The sequence below is a fragment of the Bradyrhizobium sp. LeoA1Lang genome (assembly GCF_055413685.1).
In genome coordinates, this window is sequence record NZ_JBVAPG010000046.1 from 19,833 (window position 1) to 34,037 (window position 14,205).

A 14,205-nucleotide genomic window follows, 5' to 3' on the forward strand; every position below is an offset into this window, starting at 1 on the left:
GAGCATGGCCCAGCACGGGCGAATTTGCGCGTTAGATGTTGTTAGATGCGCGAAACCAGCTCATCGAGCAGTAGTTTTACGGACCTGAGATCGGCGCTGTCGAGGCCTTCACTGTATCGTGCATAAAGCGGAGCGATCAGCGCATGAGCCTTTGCTGCATCGCCCTGTTCATGCCAGAGCTGTCCCAAGGTGGCGGCGGCCCGCAATTCCCATCCGAGCGCACCTTGCTCGTGGGACAGCTTGAGCGACTGCATCAGATAGGTTTCGGCCTCGGATGGACGGGCCGAGGACGCCAGGACGTGTCCCTTGACGCGGAGCATCTCCGGCAGGTCGAACGACTGTCCGGCGCTGTCGCGCTGCGCGATCGCCTCGTCGATGATGCCGAGCGCCTCCTCGTATTGCCGCACCTGCACCAGGCCTTCGGCGAGCGCTGCCGCGAACACCGTGCTCAGGATCTTGTGCCGCGTCTGCCGTAATGTTCCGGCGCCCTGGCGGAGCAGCTCGATGCCGATCTTGGGCTCTCCGCGGCGGACCAGCAGTTCGCCCTTCAGTCCGAGTCCCACGGCCTGGTAGGGCCCGAGAAAATGCGTGGCCGCATGATTGATGAGACGCTCGATCAGCTTGTCGGTATCGTCCCAATCGCCGAACCAGAGAAACACGTAGATCGACCATATCAGGCCAATGCCGATCGTGAGCGGCTGCTGTGTGCGCTCGGCCTCGCTGACCGCATATCTCGCCGCCGCGATGGCGCGATCGGGGCGCCCAATCAGCCAGAGGCTCCGTGCAAGAGCGACCAGCGCAATGATCCGGTCATCATATCCCAGACGCTGCATGTGGATGTGCAGGCGAGACGGATCATGGGTCGTGGCGCTCTCGCACTGCAAGACGGCGTCGTTCTGATTCCCGATCAGGTGGTTGGCGACCCCGAGCATCCATTCCGCGGTACGGATGGCGGCGGCATCGTTCAGTGTTCTGGCGACCACCACGCCGCGCTCGCCCATCACCAGCGCGCCACGATAATCGCCGATCCGGGTGAGATAGATGTGAAGCTCCCGCAGCAGCCAGAGCTGCCAGTGCAGGTCGTTATGGGACTCTGCCAGTTCCAGGCTGCGGGTGAAGGCCGTATGGACTTCCTCGGTGTTGCCTTGCGTGAACATCAAGGAGACGCCAAGCGCGGCCTGAAGCTCCATCTCCTGGCGCGGGTCGGCAATTTGCGGATCAAATCCCGCCAGCGCCTGTCGCGCCCAGCGATGGCATTCCGTCAGCAGCGAAAGCTGGAGGAAGAATTGGGCGGCCGCCGCGGCAAGCCCGATCCCGATCGCGCGGTCGCCCTGGTCGGAGAAGCTCCAATCGAGGGCGGCGCGGACATTGGCAAGATGATCGGCATAGGGAGTGAAGCTGTCGCTGGTCGAGAATGCTGCTGCTCTCGCCGCGATGCCCGCAAGGAGATCGCGGAAATAGATCGCGTGGTTGCGCGATATCCTTGCGGCTTCGCCGCTTTCCGCAAGCTTCTCCGCGGCGAAGGCGCGCGTGGTGTCGAGCAGCCGATAGCGCACCGGCTGAGCCGTTGACGGCAGCGAGATCAGCGACTTCGCCACCAGGTTTGCGATCGCCTCGACCGCCTCGGCTTCGTCGGTCCCATCGTCGGACGCCACCGCAAGGGCGGCTTCCAGCGTAAAGCTGCCGGCAAACACTGACAGCCTGCGCAGCGTAACGCTTTCGGCAGGCGTTAATAGCTCGTAGCTCCAGCCCAGCGCCGCGCTCAGCGTCTGATGCCTGGGCACCGCGGTGCGCCGACCCTGCCACAACAGCGAGAAGCGACTGTTGAGCAGCGTGGCGATGCCCTGAATTCCGTAGGCGTTGACGCGACCGGCGGCGAGCTCGATCGCCAGCGCAATGCCATCGAGCTTGCGGCAGATTTCCGCCACCACCGGCGCTTCGGCATCGCCGAGCTCGAACCCGCCGAGGCTCGCGGCGATGCGTTCGACAAACAATTGCGCCGCGGGATAGGCCAGCACGTCGGGAGCCGTGATGGTGGCGCGCTCCGGCGGGCAATCCAGCGGAAACAGCCGATGCACCTGCTCGCCTTCGGCACGCAGCGATTCGCGGCTGGTTGCCAGGATGGAAACCTCCGGCGCCTCGCGGATGATGCTTTCCGCGAGCATCGCCAGGCTTTCCAAGAGATGCTCGCAACTGTCGAAGATCAACAGCATGCGTTTCTCGCGCAGAAACGCCAGCATGCTCGGCAGCGGATTGTCGGAGGAGACCGAAAGCCCCAATGCCGATGCCAGCGCGCTCGGCACCAGGCGCTTGTCCCGCAGCGAGCCGAAATCGACGAACCTGACCATGCCGGCAAAAGTGCCAAGCTGACGGTGCCCCACCGCCAGGGCGACGGTGGTCTTGCCGATGCCGCCCGGTCCGACCACCGTGACCAGGCGGTGGCGTGCGAGCTCGGCTGCAATCTTCTCGATCGTTTCAGTGCGCCCGATCATCCTGGCAATTTGCGCCGGAAGGGGAGGGCTGGCGGCCGGTGTTGCGGCAGGCTCCGTCTCCGTACGCACGATCGGCGCGGTGAAGCAATAGCCGCGGCCAGGAACGTTCACGACATATCTCGCGCCGGACGCGCTGTCGCCGAGCACCTTGCGCAGCGCGCTGACGTGGAAGCGGAGGCTGCCCTCGTCGACGTTCACATCGGCCCACACCCGCGACACCAATTCCCGCTTGCCGACGACCTCGCCAGCGCGTTCGGCGAGGAAGATCAGGATGTCGAGCGCGCGGCCTCCGATATGTACGGGATTGCCGTCCTTTTGGAGCAGTCGCGCTTTCGGCAGCAGTCGGAATGGTCCGAATGCCAGTGCAGATTCATCGCTATTGTCGCTCTGCACGCGCTACCTGCCTGCTGCGAGAGCCGCCTTTGGCCCAACTATGATTTGTGCCCGGATTAGGGTGCCGGTTTGGACGGGGTTTCCTATCACGGGAGCGGCTTGCGGCGAACGAGCCATGATCCACGCCGGGTTCCCAAAAGCGTGATGACTTTTCTTGCTCCAGGCTATCGCTATCGTCTCTCGCCAGAGCCAGCAACCCGTTCGAAAGGCAAGCCGCGAAAGCCGCGGCAAGCGGATGATGTATGGAGAGGAAAGGGGGCCGTCCCGGGGATGGGGCGGGGGGATAGGACGGCCCCGTGGGCTCGTTGCCTTGGGAGGGGCGCTGCGAGCCCATGGCGCAAGCTGGTGGTCTTGAATGCTTACGCGACAGAACATGCCGGATCGGATGGCTCGGGTCTTTCGGATCTGCACCTTCATTTCGAGTTCGCAGGATCGCGGTTGCCGGATGGACGCAAATCAATCGGCATTCTGACGAATGCGTTCAGAGCCTTACCCCCGAACGGCCAGTCTTGCGTCCGTCGACGTATCAGGATGTTGCGAGCTCAGCTCATCCAATAGCGCCCTTGCCGCCCTGAGCGCGGGGCTGTTGAACCCCTCGGTAAAGCGGGCATAGGTCGGCGCGAGGAGCTGGCGTGCCTCGGCGGCGCGATCCTGCCCGAGCCAAAGTCTCGCGAGGCAGGTCGCGGCAACCAGCTCCATGGCGAGCGCCGATTGGCGCCGGGCCAGGTCGATCGACTCCTTGAGGCAGCGCTCTGCCTGCTCCAGATCAGGGCTCCTCGCGGAGAGCAGCACGTCCGCCTTTGCGCGCAGCAGCTCGGGCATGCAGAACATATCCTTGTTGTGCCCGACACGGGCGATTGCCAGATCGATCGTATCCAGCGCCTCCTTTTCCTGCCCGATGGTGGCGAGGGCTTGCGCCAGCGCGATGCGGAAATCCGCGAGCGAGCCGTATCGATGGCTGCGCATGACTTCGAGCGCGCCCCGCAGCAGCGCAATCCCGGTCTCGACCTGGCCTTGCGCCACCAGGACAACGCCTTTTGTCCCGTAGCCAATCGTCTGGTATGGCCCCAGCGCGTGCTTGCTCGCCTCCAGGATAAGTCTGTCGGCGTATTCTTCGTAATTCTCCGTCTCCGAGTTCCAGACAAAGATCGAGAATGCCCAAAGCAGCGCCATGCAGAGCTTGGCAGGATGACCGATACGCATCGTGTCGGCGATGGCTCGCCGCGCCGTGTCGACCGCCTGATCGGGATATCCCTGAAGCCACAGGATCCGAGCCAGGGTGATCCGTGCGCGACTGAAGTAGTCGTAGTTCAGGGGATCATCGACATCAGGTTCCGATCCCGGCAACTGCAACAACGCAGATTCCACATAGGACCGGGCCAGCCGCGCGTCTCCAGCAAGATGGCAGGAGACGCCGAGCGCAATCCGCATATGGGCAAGTTTAATGCGGTCGCCGTGATCGGACGCGACGGCTTCGCCTCGTTTGGCGAGCGCCAGGGCTTCCGTGAAATTTCCCGCCCTCATCTGGAACACGTGAACCCGCTCGATCAGGCGAAGCTGGCTGGGTACATCGCCGATTTCTTCGGCTATTCGAAGCGCGCGTGTCAGAAAGGCGTGAACGTCGTCGGTGGTCCCCTTTGTGAGCAACAAAGCCAGGCCCAGGGCGGCGTGAAGGTCGAGGTCGTATTTCAGGCTGTGATTTGCCGCTTCAAGCTGTGCGATCGCGCGCTTGGCCCAGAGCTGGCACTCGGCGAACAGGGACAATTTGAGGAAAAAAGGCATGGCCGCCGCAGCCAGCGCGACGCCCGTTGCGCAGTCGCCGCGTTCGGAGAAGCACCAGGTCAGCGCCGCGCGTATGTTTCCGAACTGGTCGGCGATCGCCGCAAAGCGGTTCGATTCCGATGAGGCGGTCGAGCCGTTGCCGATCTCCTGCAGCAGATGCAGGAAATAGCGGGCATGCCGCCGCGCCGTCGCATCGGCATCCATGCTTGCGGCAAGCCGTTCCAGGGCATAGGCCCGCGCCGTATCGAGCAACCTGTATCGCGTCGATGCGCCGGTTGGGCCTGCCGCAAGCATGGACTTTGCAACCAGGCTGGCAACGGCCGCGATCACCTGCCCATCGTCGGCGTCCTCTGCGCCCGCGACCGAGCGGGCGGCTTCCAGGGTGAAGGTGCCGGCAAACACGGCCACCCGCCGCAGCACCATACGCTCCGGCTCCGACAGCAGCTTGTAGCTCCAGTCGAGCGTCGCGCGCAGGGTCTGATGCCGTGGCAGCACGGCGTGCTGTCCCTCGCCCAGGAGCTTGAACGCGTCGTTCAAGAGCGCGACCGTGTCCTTGATAGTGGAGGCGCTGGCGCGGCTGGCGGCGAGCTCGATCGCCAGTGCAATGCCATCCAGCCTGCGGCAGATCTCGCCGACCAGGCGCGCGTCCGCGTCGTTCAGTTCGACGAAACGGCCGCCACTCGCAGCCGCGCGCTCCACGAATAGCTGGACTGCGGAAAAGGCGAGTGCCTGCGCGGCCGTCAGGCCTGCGTCATCAGGCGGGCTCAAGAGCGGCTGCAGACGGTGAACATGCTCGCCCTCGACCCGCAGCGACTCCCGGCTGGTGGCCAGGATATGGAGCTGCGGCGCCTCCGCATAAAGTCGTTCGGCCAGCGCGGCCGATGTCTCGATCACATGCTCGCAACAATCCAGTATCAGCAGCATCCGCTTGTCGCGAAGCAGGTTCACCAGACTGTCGGAGGGATCACCGGCCTGGCCGAGGAGGCCGAGCGCCGAGGCGACGACATTTGGAACGAGTGCGGGGTCATGGAGTGTCCCAAAGTCGAGGAAGCGGACCGCGCCGGCGAACTCTTCGAGCAATTCATGGCCGACGGAGACCGCCACCGTGGTCTTGCCGACGCCGCCGGGCCCAACGACGGTGACGAAACGCTCGCTCCTCAGCTTGGCCGATATGTCGCGAACGGTCTGGTCGCGTCCCACCATTCGCATCGGCCGCGCCGGCAGATTGTGGGGCGGTTCGGAGACCGGTCCGATCGAGGACTGTTCCTGATCGTTCGGATGCGAAAGCCGTCCGACGAAACAGTAGCCTTGCCCCGAAACCGTGGTCAGGTATCTCGCGCCTGCCTCGCCGTCGCCAAGCACTTTCCGAAGGCCCGCGATCTGAACCCTGAGGCTGCCTTCATCGACGATGATGTCAGGCCATACCTTGGCCAACAGGTCATTCTTGCTGACCACCGTGCCGGCACGCTCGACCAGGGCGATCAGAAGATCAAGCGCCCGGCCGCCGAGCTGAATCGGACTGCCGTCCTTCTCCAGCGTTCTTTGCCCAGCATGCAGCCGAAACGGACCGAAGCAAACGGTCCCCGGCGCGGCCGAACCCCGACCGGCCTCGCGGACGGCACGTTGCGTGCGGTCGCCCATGTTCGGGACCTCAATCAAGCAAGTTGCCGACGCTCTCCGTCCTTCACTGCATCAGCTTGATGCGTACCGGAGCAGCAGGTCGCGGTGCCCGTCCGAACTCCAAATGACCTGAGATCGTCGAGGGACCAATTACGGGCATCATATTGCTTTCCGGACGCCTAGCAACCTTAGCCAAAGGTGTTACACGATAACCGAAGGTGTCACCCGACAGCTCTGCGTCCGACAGGTCGAAATAGGAATAATATCGCTCCGCGCGGCAAAAGCGGCGATGCGCGGCGCACGCTGCCACGGCGGTGATGCCGATTTTCAATCGAATGATTGCAAATGACTATGGGGCGGCCGGTGTCGCAATTTGCGACACCGCCTCAGGTGCTTTCACAGCGAAGCGTGACCGCCCGCAGCAATGAGATGATCCGCGCGCCGTACTTCAGCCCGTGGCCGGCGGAAGGGAATCTTTGTCCGGACGCTCTGGTCGATCGGCGAGGGCGATGCGCTTCGGCTGGCGGTGCGCCAGCGCGCCGGCGTTTCCCCGGTGATGCGCTTGAAGACGGTCGAGAAATGCGCCTGGGTGCAGAAGCCTACCGCCAATGCGACCTCGGCGAGGGGCGTCTGGCCGTCGGACAGGATCGACTTCGCGCGGTCGACGCGCCGATGCAGCAGATATTCGCGCGGACGGAAACCTGTCGCTGCCCGGAATTGGGCCGCAAAATGCATGCGGGAGAGGCCGGCGGCCTTGGCCAGATCGGCAAGGCTGACGCTGCGATGGTAGTTTGCGTTGACATACTCCTCGACACGCCTGAGCCGCCATTTCGGCAGCGCGTTGACCTTGCTTCGCGGCGTCTCGAGCCTGGCGATATGCATGGCCAGCGTTTGACCAATGCAGCGGGTGAAAGCCGGGTCCCTGGCATTGCCGCGCTCGATCAGCGCCCTGCCGAGCTGCTCGGCAAAGGAGTCCCGCAGCAGGATCAGGTCGCCCAGATCTTCGCCGGTCGAGCAGGCCTCCGCCGCGGCGCGGTGCCCGCGAAGATAGTCGGCGGAGACATGGAAGTGCAGGAAGTCGTAGGGGGCGTGAAACTGCGCACCGAGCTGGGTCGAAGGCGCCGTGACATGCAGGGTGCCCGCCGGCATGACCCCATCGAAGATGATCTGCCGTCCCCGTGTCAGGGTGAGGCGCGTGCTCTTCAGGGCGATCGCCACCACATATCGACCGGGCGGCGTTGCCGCCTCCTCGTATCGGGAACCGTCTTGCGAACCCGCCCAGCGCGAAATTGCGATCTCCCCGATCGCAGCCGCATCATCCGGTTTCAGGTCGCGCCACCTGTGCTCCTGGCGGAGCCCTTCGGTGTCAGGATGAACGTGGTGCGTTTCCGAGCCGATCGGGAGGCTGACGTGAGGGTGACCCAGCCTCTCGTTGAAAGCCTGCGTAAGCATCGCTCATCCTTTCTAGTTTCAGTCGGCCTGCTTCATCGCCTGCGACCGAGGAACTTTGCGAATGCAACAGTTGCGATGCTGAAGAGCATAGGCCCTTCGCGCTATGATGCTCGTTATAGATGCTTAGCGGGTGTTAGATATTGCAAAGGGCCGCAGCGCGGTCGCCCGCGCGTCGAGACGAATTTGCTTTAGTTCTGAAAGAGTTGGTCGAGAATAAAACTGTGAGGGATGTCGTTAGTATGCCCCTGCGTATACCTTCGTATAGCTTTCGGGTTATCCGCCTCAACGCATGAGCCGCCAGAAAGTTTGCTTCTCTTCTGAAGAAAAAATATCCGACCATATTGTAGGGATTGTCGGGCCTCTCCTGCGATGACGCCGCGTCAAGTCACATCGACAGCAGCGTGGTCGTCGTCATCTGTGTCTTGCGCATCCAGGCGATCGGCAAGGTGGATTGAAGCGAGCTGGAAATGCGGGATGTGACCTGATCCTGCAACTTTAGTAGATCGGCCGCGCTTCCGTCGAAGCGATCCGCCCACAACTGCTCGCCGCTTTCGGCGTCGACCAGGCGCGCATTGACGCGAAGCTGGTCGGCGGAGCGAAGCACCGAACCGAGCAGCAGGTAGCGGACATTCAGCTCCTGACCAATCCGTTTGGGATCGATCCTCTGGTTTCTGTCTGTCCGTGCCGAGCCGCCGGTGATGACGACAAGAGCGGGGATGTTGACCGACAAGTCGGTCGTCAGGTTCTCGACGACCGCATCGCCGAAATAATTCTGCGCCGGATCGCCACTGAGATTTTCGAAAGGCAGGACGGCAATGGAGAGGCGCGGCGCCGGCATCACCACCTCTCTGCGGCTGATCCAGTCATTGAGAGCCTTGTAGGTCGTCCAATAGCCGGTCAGGCCACCCAATACCGTCCCCACCGCAGCGAGCCCGGCTATTCCCGTGACGATGCGCCTTGTGCGCTGATGCCAACGCGGCGCAAAGCGCCATCCACGCGCGATAGCTTGCGGTCGCTCCGACAAGATGCCCGGGCTGCCGGCCGTTATCGTCTCGCTGTCAAATGCTCGCCCATCGTTGAGCATGGCGATAGTCCGATCTTGAACGAATTTCCGTGCGGCGGCTGCGTTGAAGCCGCGCCATACTTACGCGAAGGATACGCCAGCCGATAAGGCTTCGCCAGAATGCGCAAGAACTTTTCGTTCGATCCGGAATGTCGGTCGTACTTTTTCGATATGCGCTTGCCGTCGATCCTCGACGCATCAATCTTGATGCGCCCACGTTGCGTGCATTTCCGAAAGAGATCGGCCGCTTTCGGAAGATCGCTTCACGAGGCGTAGTTAGAAATCACGGAATCGGCAGAGCTCCCGGAGGGGGCGGTTCACCTCGCCGCCCCGACGTCTTCCGGCGGCTCCACGTAGTAGCCCGAATAAGCATCCACGAAGCAGAGATGGTCGTGGACCGCCTTAACGCCGGCGGTGTTCTCGGCGAGCACGATGGCCGCCTTGCGCGTGCTGTCGTCGAAGATGACGCCATGGAGATGAACGACACCGTTGCGCACGGTGACCTGGAAGCCGGCGGGCCGCCAGTCCGTGTCCTGGATCTGACGCAGGATACGATCGCGGATATGCTGGTCGTCAGCGGTCGGGTTGGGGATTTCCTCGGCGAGGCTCGCGACCGCCTGAAGGATGCTGGCGCGGGTGATGATGCCGACGAGCATCTTGCCGCTCATCACCGGCAGGCGCTTCACACCCTTCTTTTCCATGATGCGCACGAGCTCGTCCAAGGGAGTCTGCTCGTCCACCGTGATCGGATCCGGTGTCATGACGTCCTCGACGTGACGCCCGCGTTCATGCACGAAATCGATCGCCGCGCGGCCGGGCCCGGCGAAGAACTGCAGCCAGCCCGGGCGCCGGCGCCCGGTGCCGATCTCGCCGCGGCGAAGGAAGTCGCCCTCGGAGACGATGCCCTTGAGCATACCATCTTCGCCCATCACCGGCAGGCCGCTCAGGTGACAGCGCAGCATGATGTTGGCGGCATCCATGATGGATGCATGAGGGCTGATGGAGATGACGTCCCTGGTCATGATCTGGTGGGCGCGCATGCGTGTCTCCTGGAGCTGGAGCGTTTTCGAGCGAAGTGGATACCGGTTCGCGTAAAGAAAACGCGTCAAAACAAAGAATCTAGTGCGACATCAGCGTCGGCACGGTCATCGAGCACAGCATGTCGCGCGTGACGCCGCCGAGCACGGTTTCCTTGAGGCGCGAATGCCCGTAGCCGCCCATCACCAGGAGATCGAGCGACTCGTCGGCCGCAAGCGACAGGATGCCCGGCTGGATCTCGGCATCATCCATCCTGAGCGAGGTCAGATGGACCGGGACGCCGACATGCGCAAGGTATCGCGCGAGATGGGTCGGCGACGCCTCGCTCGGCACGTTGTCGTCTTCGTTGACGGTGATGACCGTCAGCGCCTCGGCCGCCTTCAGGAACGGCATGGCGTCGTGCAGGGCGCGTGCCGCAACGCGGCTGCCATCCCAGCAGATGCCGATCCGCTTGGCCGTGAACGCGCCCTTGAACGTGTAGGGCATGAACAGCACCGGACCGCCGGCTTCGAACAGGGTTTCCTGGGCGAGGTTGTTGTCGAAGGTATCGCGATCGACCTCGGGCTGCGACACGATCGTCAGGTCGTGCAGCCTCGCGGCCGCGCCGACGATCTCGACCGCCTCGCCCGGAAGCGCGCTGAGGGCGCGACAGCGGTAGGTGATGCCTGCATTCTTTGCCTGCGCCTCGAACATGCGCAACGCGCCGTCAGCGCGCTCGAACGCGCGCTGTCGCTCGATCTCATAGATCGAGCCGACCGCGGCGCCGCCTTCCGCCGTCATCGGTATGCTGCTTACCTCGTAGCCTATCGCCAGGGCCTCGAGCTCGGCCTTGCATGCGGCCGCGAGCGATATCGAGCCATCGGCGACCGGACGCGCCGACAATTCCGTGGGCACCAGCACCAGAATGTTCCTGTACATGAATCTCTCCGTGATGACGGGCGAAAGCCGCCTGCGGGGCGCTTAGCATCAATGGCGAACTCACTATGTCAGCGCAGTTTCCTCCCCTTGTTGACCCACATCAAAGGGCATTCGGCCTCCCTTCTTTATTGGTTCACGGAGAGCTCGCAGAGGCAAGGGAGGATCGACATGGCACGCGTTGCATTGGTTACGGGCGGCGTTCGGGGCATTGGCGCCGCGATCGCACGGGCACTTCAATCCGCAAGTTACCGCGTCGCGGCGACCTATGCCGGCAACACCAAGGCTGCCGAGGCGTTTCACGCTGAAACAGCCATACCGGTGTTTCAATGGGATGTCGGCGATTTCGCCGCCTGCGGCGCCGGCGTGAAGCAAGTGGAAGCCGCGCTCGGTCCGATCGAAATTCTCGTGAACAATGCCGGCATCATCAGCGACAGCAGCCTGCACAAGATGACGAAGGCGCAATGGGATGCGGTGATCAATACCGACCTCAACGCCTTGTTCAACATGTGCCGATCCGTGATCGAGGGCATGCGGTCGCGCAAGTTCGGCCGCATCGTCAACATCGCGTCGATCAACGGCCAGAAGGGCCAGTTCGGACAAACGAATTATTCGGCCGCGAAGGCCGGCGAGCTCGGCTTCACGCGGGCACTTGCGCTCGAGAGCGCGAAGGTCGGCATCACCGTCAACGCGATCTGTCCAGGCTATACCCATACCGAGATGCTGGATGCGGTCTCGCCGGAGGTCATGAAGGACGTGATTCTGCCGCAGATTCCGGTCGGCAGGCTCGGCCGGCCCGAGGAAATCGCGCGCGCCGTCGTCTTTCTCGCCGCCGACGAGGCCGGCTACATCACCGGATCGACGCTGTCGATCAATGGCGGCCAATATATGGGCGGCTGAGCGCCATCGAATCCACCAAGACCGCTGAATTGGAGCAAGGAGAAGCAATGTCCAGCACCGCTACGCCGAAGACGACCACGACGCATGCCCATGCCATCGTCTGGATCGATCATCTCACCGGCAAGATCTTCGGGATGGGATTGACCGGCGTCGACACCATCGTGGTGCCCGCCCACCTTGCCTCGTCCCATCTGCATCACAAGGCCAACAGCGTCGGCGCGGGCAAGGTCGAGAGCGATCCAAACTTTTTGGTGACGATCGGCCAGGCGTTGCAGAATTGCACGAATGTCCTGATCATGGGGCCGGGGAACGAGAAGACCGAGCTGCTGCACCATCTGCAGGACACGCACCCGAACATCGTCCTGCGCGTCGAGGCGAGCGATCACCCGACCGACAAGGAGATCATCGCCCGCGGCAAGGAATTTTTCGGCTTCGCTTAAAGCTGGAGCGCGTTCACTTCACCTCTCCCGCTTGCGGGAGAGGTCGGCGCGCCAGCGCCGGGTGAGGGCTCTCTCTACTGGGGGACTCGTGGAGAGGGCCCTCACCCCAACCCTCTCCCGCAAGCGGGAGAGGGAGCGCAGCGTCCATCGTGGACGCAATTCGCTGCATGCGGTTCGGACCGCCTGATCCATGCGGGAGGCCGTGGCAAACCAGTTTGATGCAGCTCAAACGGTCTGTGGCGGTGCTAGCGTAAATGGAACCAATGGAGATTGGTATGACAGCGCAGGCCATGGATTCCAAAGTCGTCACATTCGAGCCGGTCAAGCCGTCGTCGCAGGACGGCGGGGCGGTCCCCGCGGTACCAGCACCGTCCGAGCCGGTATCGGCATTCGACGTGATCGACCGTCTGGCCCACGCCACGATTGCCCGCTGGACCGGCGGGTTGTCTCCCGCTGCGCTTACGCTGGCGCTGCTCGACTGGCAGCTCCATTTGGCGATCTCGCCGGGCAAGCAGCTTACGCTGACACGGGATGCGATCCGTGACGCGATGCAGTTTTTCGAGACACTCGCGAGCCCGCATCCGGTCTATCGCACCTGGAGCATGATCGCGCCGGCGCCGAACGACCGGCGGTTTTCCGAGCCGGATTGGGAATTGCCGGTCTTCAACATGCTGGCGCAGGCATTCCTGTTGACCGAGCGATGGTGGCAATCCGCGACCACTGATGTTCATGGCGTGGCGCGGCACGATGCGGCGATCGCGGATTTTGCGATCCGACAGTGGCTGGACGTGCTGGCGCCGACGAATTTCGCGCTGACCAATCCCGAGGTGCTGCGCAAGATCATGGAGACCGGCGGCGGCAACTTCGTCGGCGGCCTGCACAACTGGCTCGAGGATTGGAAGGCGCTGGTGACCGGTCACGGGCCGGAACATGAGTTCGCCGTCGGCCAGAACGTCGCCGTCACCAAGGGCAAGGTGATCTATCGCAACGAACTGATCGAGCTGATCCAGTATTCGCCGACCACGTCGCAAGTCCGGCCTGAGCCGGTCCTGATCGTGCCGGCCTGGATCATGAAATACTACATCCTCGATTTGTCGCCGCACAATTCGCTGGTGCGTTTCCTGGTCGAGAACGGCTTTACCGTCTTCATGATATCCTGGCGCAACCCGACGCCCGAGGACCGCGACATCAGTCTCGAAGACTATCGCCGGCTTGGCGTCGATGCCGCGATCGAGGTCATCAACCGGATCGTCCCCGGCCAGCCGATTCACGCCACCGGCTACTGCCTCGGCGGCACGCTGCTGTCGATTGCGGCGGCGCGGCTGAGCAAAGAGAAGCCGGACTGCCTGCGCACCGTGACGCTGCTTGCCGCACAGACCGATTTCACCGAGGCCGGCGAGCTCACGCTCTTCATCAATGAAAGCCAGATCGCGTTCCTGGAGGACATGATGTGGCAGCGCGGCGTGCTCGAGACCAACCAGATGGCGGGCGCCTTTCAGATGCTGCGCTCCAACGACCTGATCTGGTCGCGGATGATCCACGACTACCTGATCGGAGAGCGGCAGCCGCTCAGCGACCTCATGGCATGGAATGCGGATGCCACCCGCATGCCCTATCGAATGCATTCCGAATATCTCCGCCAGCTCTTCCTCGACAACGATCTTGCCGAAGGGCGCTATCGCGTCGACGGCCAGCCGATCTCGCTGTCCGATCTGCATGCGCCGATGTTCGTCGTCGGCACGCTTCGCGATCACGTCGCTCCCTGGAAGTCGACCTTCAAGATCCATTTCCTTGCGGATGCGGACACGACCTTTGTGCTCACGAACGGCGGACACAATGCCGGCATCGTCGCGGCTCCCAACGAGCCGTGGCACTCGTATCAGGTCCTGACCAAGCTGAAGGACGGGCCTTATATCGGGCCGGATGAATGGCTGAAGGTCGCACCAAAGCGCGAAGGCTCCTGGTGGCACGAATGGGTCGCGTTCCTGAATGCCCATTCCGGCGAACCGGTCTCCCCGCCACCCATGGGCGGCGCCGGCAAGGACGAGGACGCCACCGCGCTGGAGGCTGCGCCCGGCCGCTACGTGCTGCAGCACTAGATTAGCGATCT

10 protein-coding genes are annotated in these 14,205 nt (G+C 63.1%); 3 read left to right on the top strand and 7 right to left on the bottom strand.

What is annotated here, in order from left to right:
• Window positions 1–41 precede the first annotated feature (41 nt).
• The 7 genes from ACZYOF_RS17480 to ACZYOF_RS17510 form a co-directional block, all read right to left on the bottom strand.
• Entirely contained in the window at window positions 42–2,885 is a 2,844-nt protein-coding gene (locus ACZYOF_RS17480; protein ID WP_463716534.1) for an ATP-binding protein, read from the bottom strand.
• A gap of 489 nt (window positions 2,886–3,374) precedes the next feature.
• Window positions 3,375–6,308, bottom strand: a complete 2,934-nt coding sequence (locus ACZYOF_RS17485) for an ATP-binding protein (protein ID WP_463716535.1) — start codon at window positions 6,306–6,308, stop codon at window positions 3,375–3,377.
• 43 nt (window positions 6,309–6,351) lie between these two features.
• On the bottom strand, window positions 6,352–6,618 hold the full coding sequence (locus ACZYOF_RS17490) for a hypothetical protein (RefSeq protein WP_130579080.1): 267 nt from the start codon (window positions 6,616–6,618) through the stop codon (window positions 6,352–6,354).
• 65 nt (window positions 6,619–6,683) lie between these two features.
• Window positions 6,684–7,739: a helix-turn-helix domain-containing protein gene (locus tag ACZYOF_RS17495; RefSeq protein ID WP_463716536.1), complete on the bottom strand. Its 1,056-nt coding sequence runs from the start codon at window positions 7,737–7,739 to the stop codon at window positions 6,684–6,686.
• A gap of 385 nt (window positions 7,740–8,124) precedes the next feature.
• Window positions 8,125–8,823, bottom strand: a complete 699-nt coding sequence (locus tag ACZYOF_RS17500; RefSeq protein ID WP_463716537.1) for a hypothetical protein — start codon at window positions 8,821–8,823, stop codon at window positions 8,125–8,127.
• A gap of 296 nt (window positions 8,824–9,119) precedes the next feature.
• Window positions 9,120–9,842, bottom strand: coding sequence for a CBS domain-containing protein (locus ACZYOF_RS17505; protein ID WP_463716538.1), 723 nt, complete (start codon window positions 9,840–9,842; stop codon window positions 9,120–9,122).
• Window positions 9,843–9,921: 79 nt separating this feature from the next.
• The gene (locus ACZYOF_RS17510; protein WP_463716539.1) at window positions 9,922–10,758 is read right to left on the bottom strand and encodes a universal stress protein; all 837 of its coding nucleotides are present in this window, start codon (window positions 10,756–10,758) and stop codon (window positions 9,922–9,924) included.
• A gap of 168 nt (window positions 10,759–10,926) precedes the next feature.
• On the opposite strand from ACZYOF_RS17510, the gene phbB reads away from it, so the two are divergent.
• The 3 genes from phbB (at window position 10,927) to ACZYOF_RS17525 (ending at window position 14,194) form a co-directional block, all read left to right on the top strand.
• Complete coding sequence (phbB, locus tag ACZYOF_RS17515) at window positions 10,927–11,655, top strand: acetoacetyl-CoA reductase (RefSeq protein ID WP_463716540.1); 729 nt, start codon at window positions 10,927–10,929, stop codon at window positions 11,653–11,655.
• A 47-nt stretch (window positions 11,656–11,702) separates the two neighbouring features.
• Window positions 11,703–12,095 carry a hypothetical protein gene (locus ACZYOF_RS17520; protein WP_463716541.1) on the top strand — a complete coding sequence of 131 codons (393 nt, stop codon included), beginning with the start codon at window positions 11,703–11,705 and terminating at the stop codon, window positions 12,093–12,095.
• Window positions 12,096–12,370: 275 nt separating this feature from the next.
• On the top strand, window positions 12,371–14,194 hold the full coding sequence (locus tag ACZYOF_RS17525; protein WP_463716542.1) for a PHA/PHB synthase family protein: 1,824 nt from the start codon (window positions 12,371–12,373) through the stop codon (window positions 14,192–14,194).
• Window positions 14,195–14,205: the final 11 nt, after the last annotated feature.

Excerpts from the sequence above, each read along its gene's own strand:
- ACZYOF_RS17485 (WP_463716535.1), bottom strand. The coding sequence starts at position 6,308 with ATGGGCGACCGCACGCAACGTGCCGTCCGCGAGGCCGGTCGGGGTTCG.
- ACZYOF_RS17495 (WP_463716536.1), bottom strand. The coding sequence starts at position 7,739 with ATGCTTACGCAGGCTTTCAACGAGAGGCTGGGTCACCCTCACGTCAGC.
- ACZYOF_RS17500 (WP_463716537.1), bottom strand. The coding sequence starts at position 8,823 with ATGCTCAACGATGGGCGAGCATTTGACAGCGAGACGATAACGGCCGGC.
- ACZYOF_RS17505 (WP_463716538.1), bottom strand. The coding sequence starts at position 9,842 with ATGCGCGCCCACCAGATCATGACCAGGGACGTCATCTCCATCAGCCCT.
- ACZYOF_RS17510 (WP_463716539.1), bottom strand. The coding sequence starts at position 10,758 with ATGTACAGGAACATTCTGGTGCTGGTGCCCACGGAATTGTCGGCGCGT.
- phbB (WP_463716540.1), top strand. The coding sequence starts at position 10,927 with ATGGCACGCGTTGCATTGGTTACGGGCGGCGTTCGGGGCATTGGCGCC.
- ACZYOF_RS17520 (WP_463716541.1), top strand. The coding sequence starts at position 11,703 with ATGTCCAGCACCGCTACGCCGAAGACGACCACGACGCATGCCCATGCC.
- ACZYOF_RS17525 (WP_463716542.1), top strand. The coding sequence starts at position 12,371 with ATGACAGCGCAGGCCATGGATTCCAAAGTCGTCACATTCGAGCCGGTC.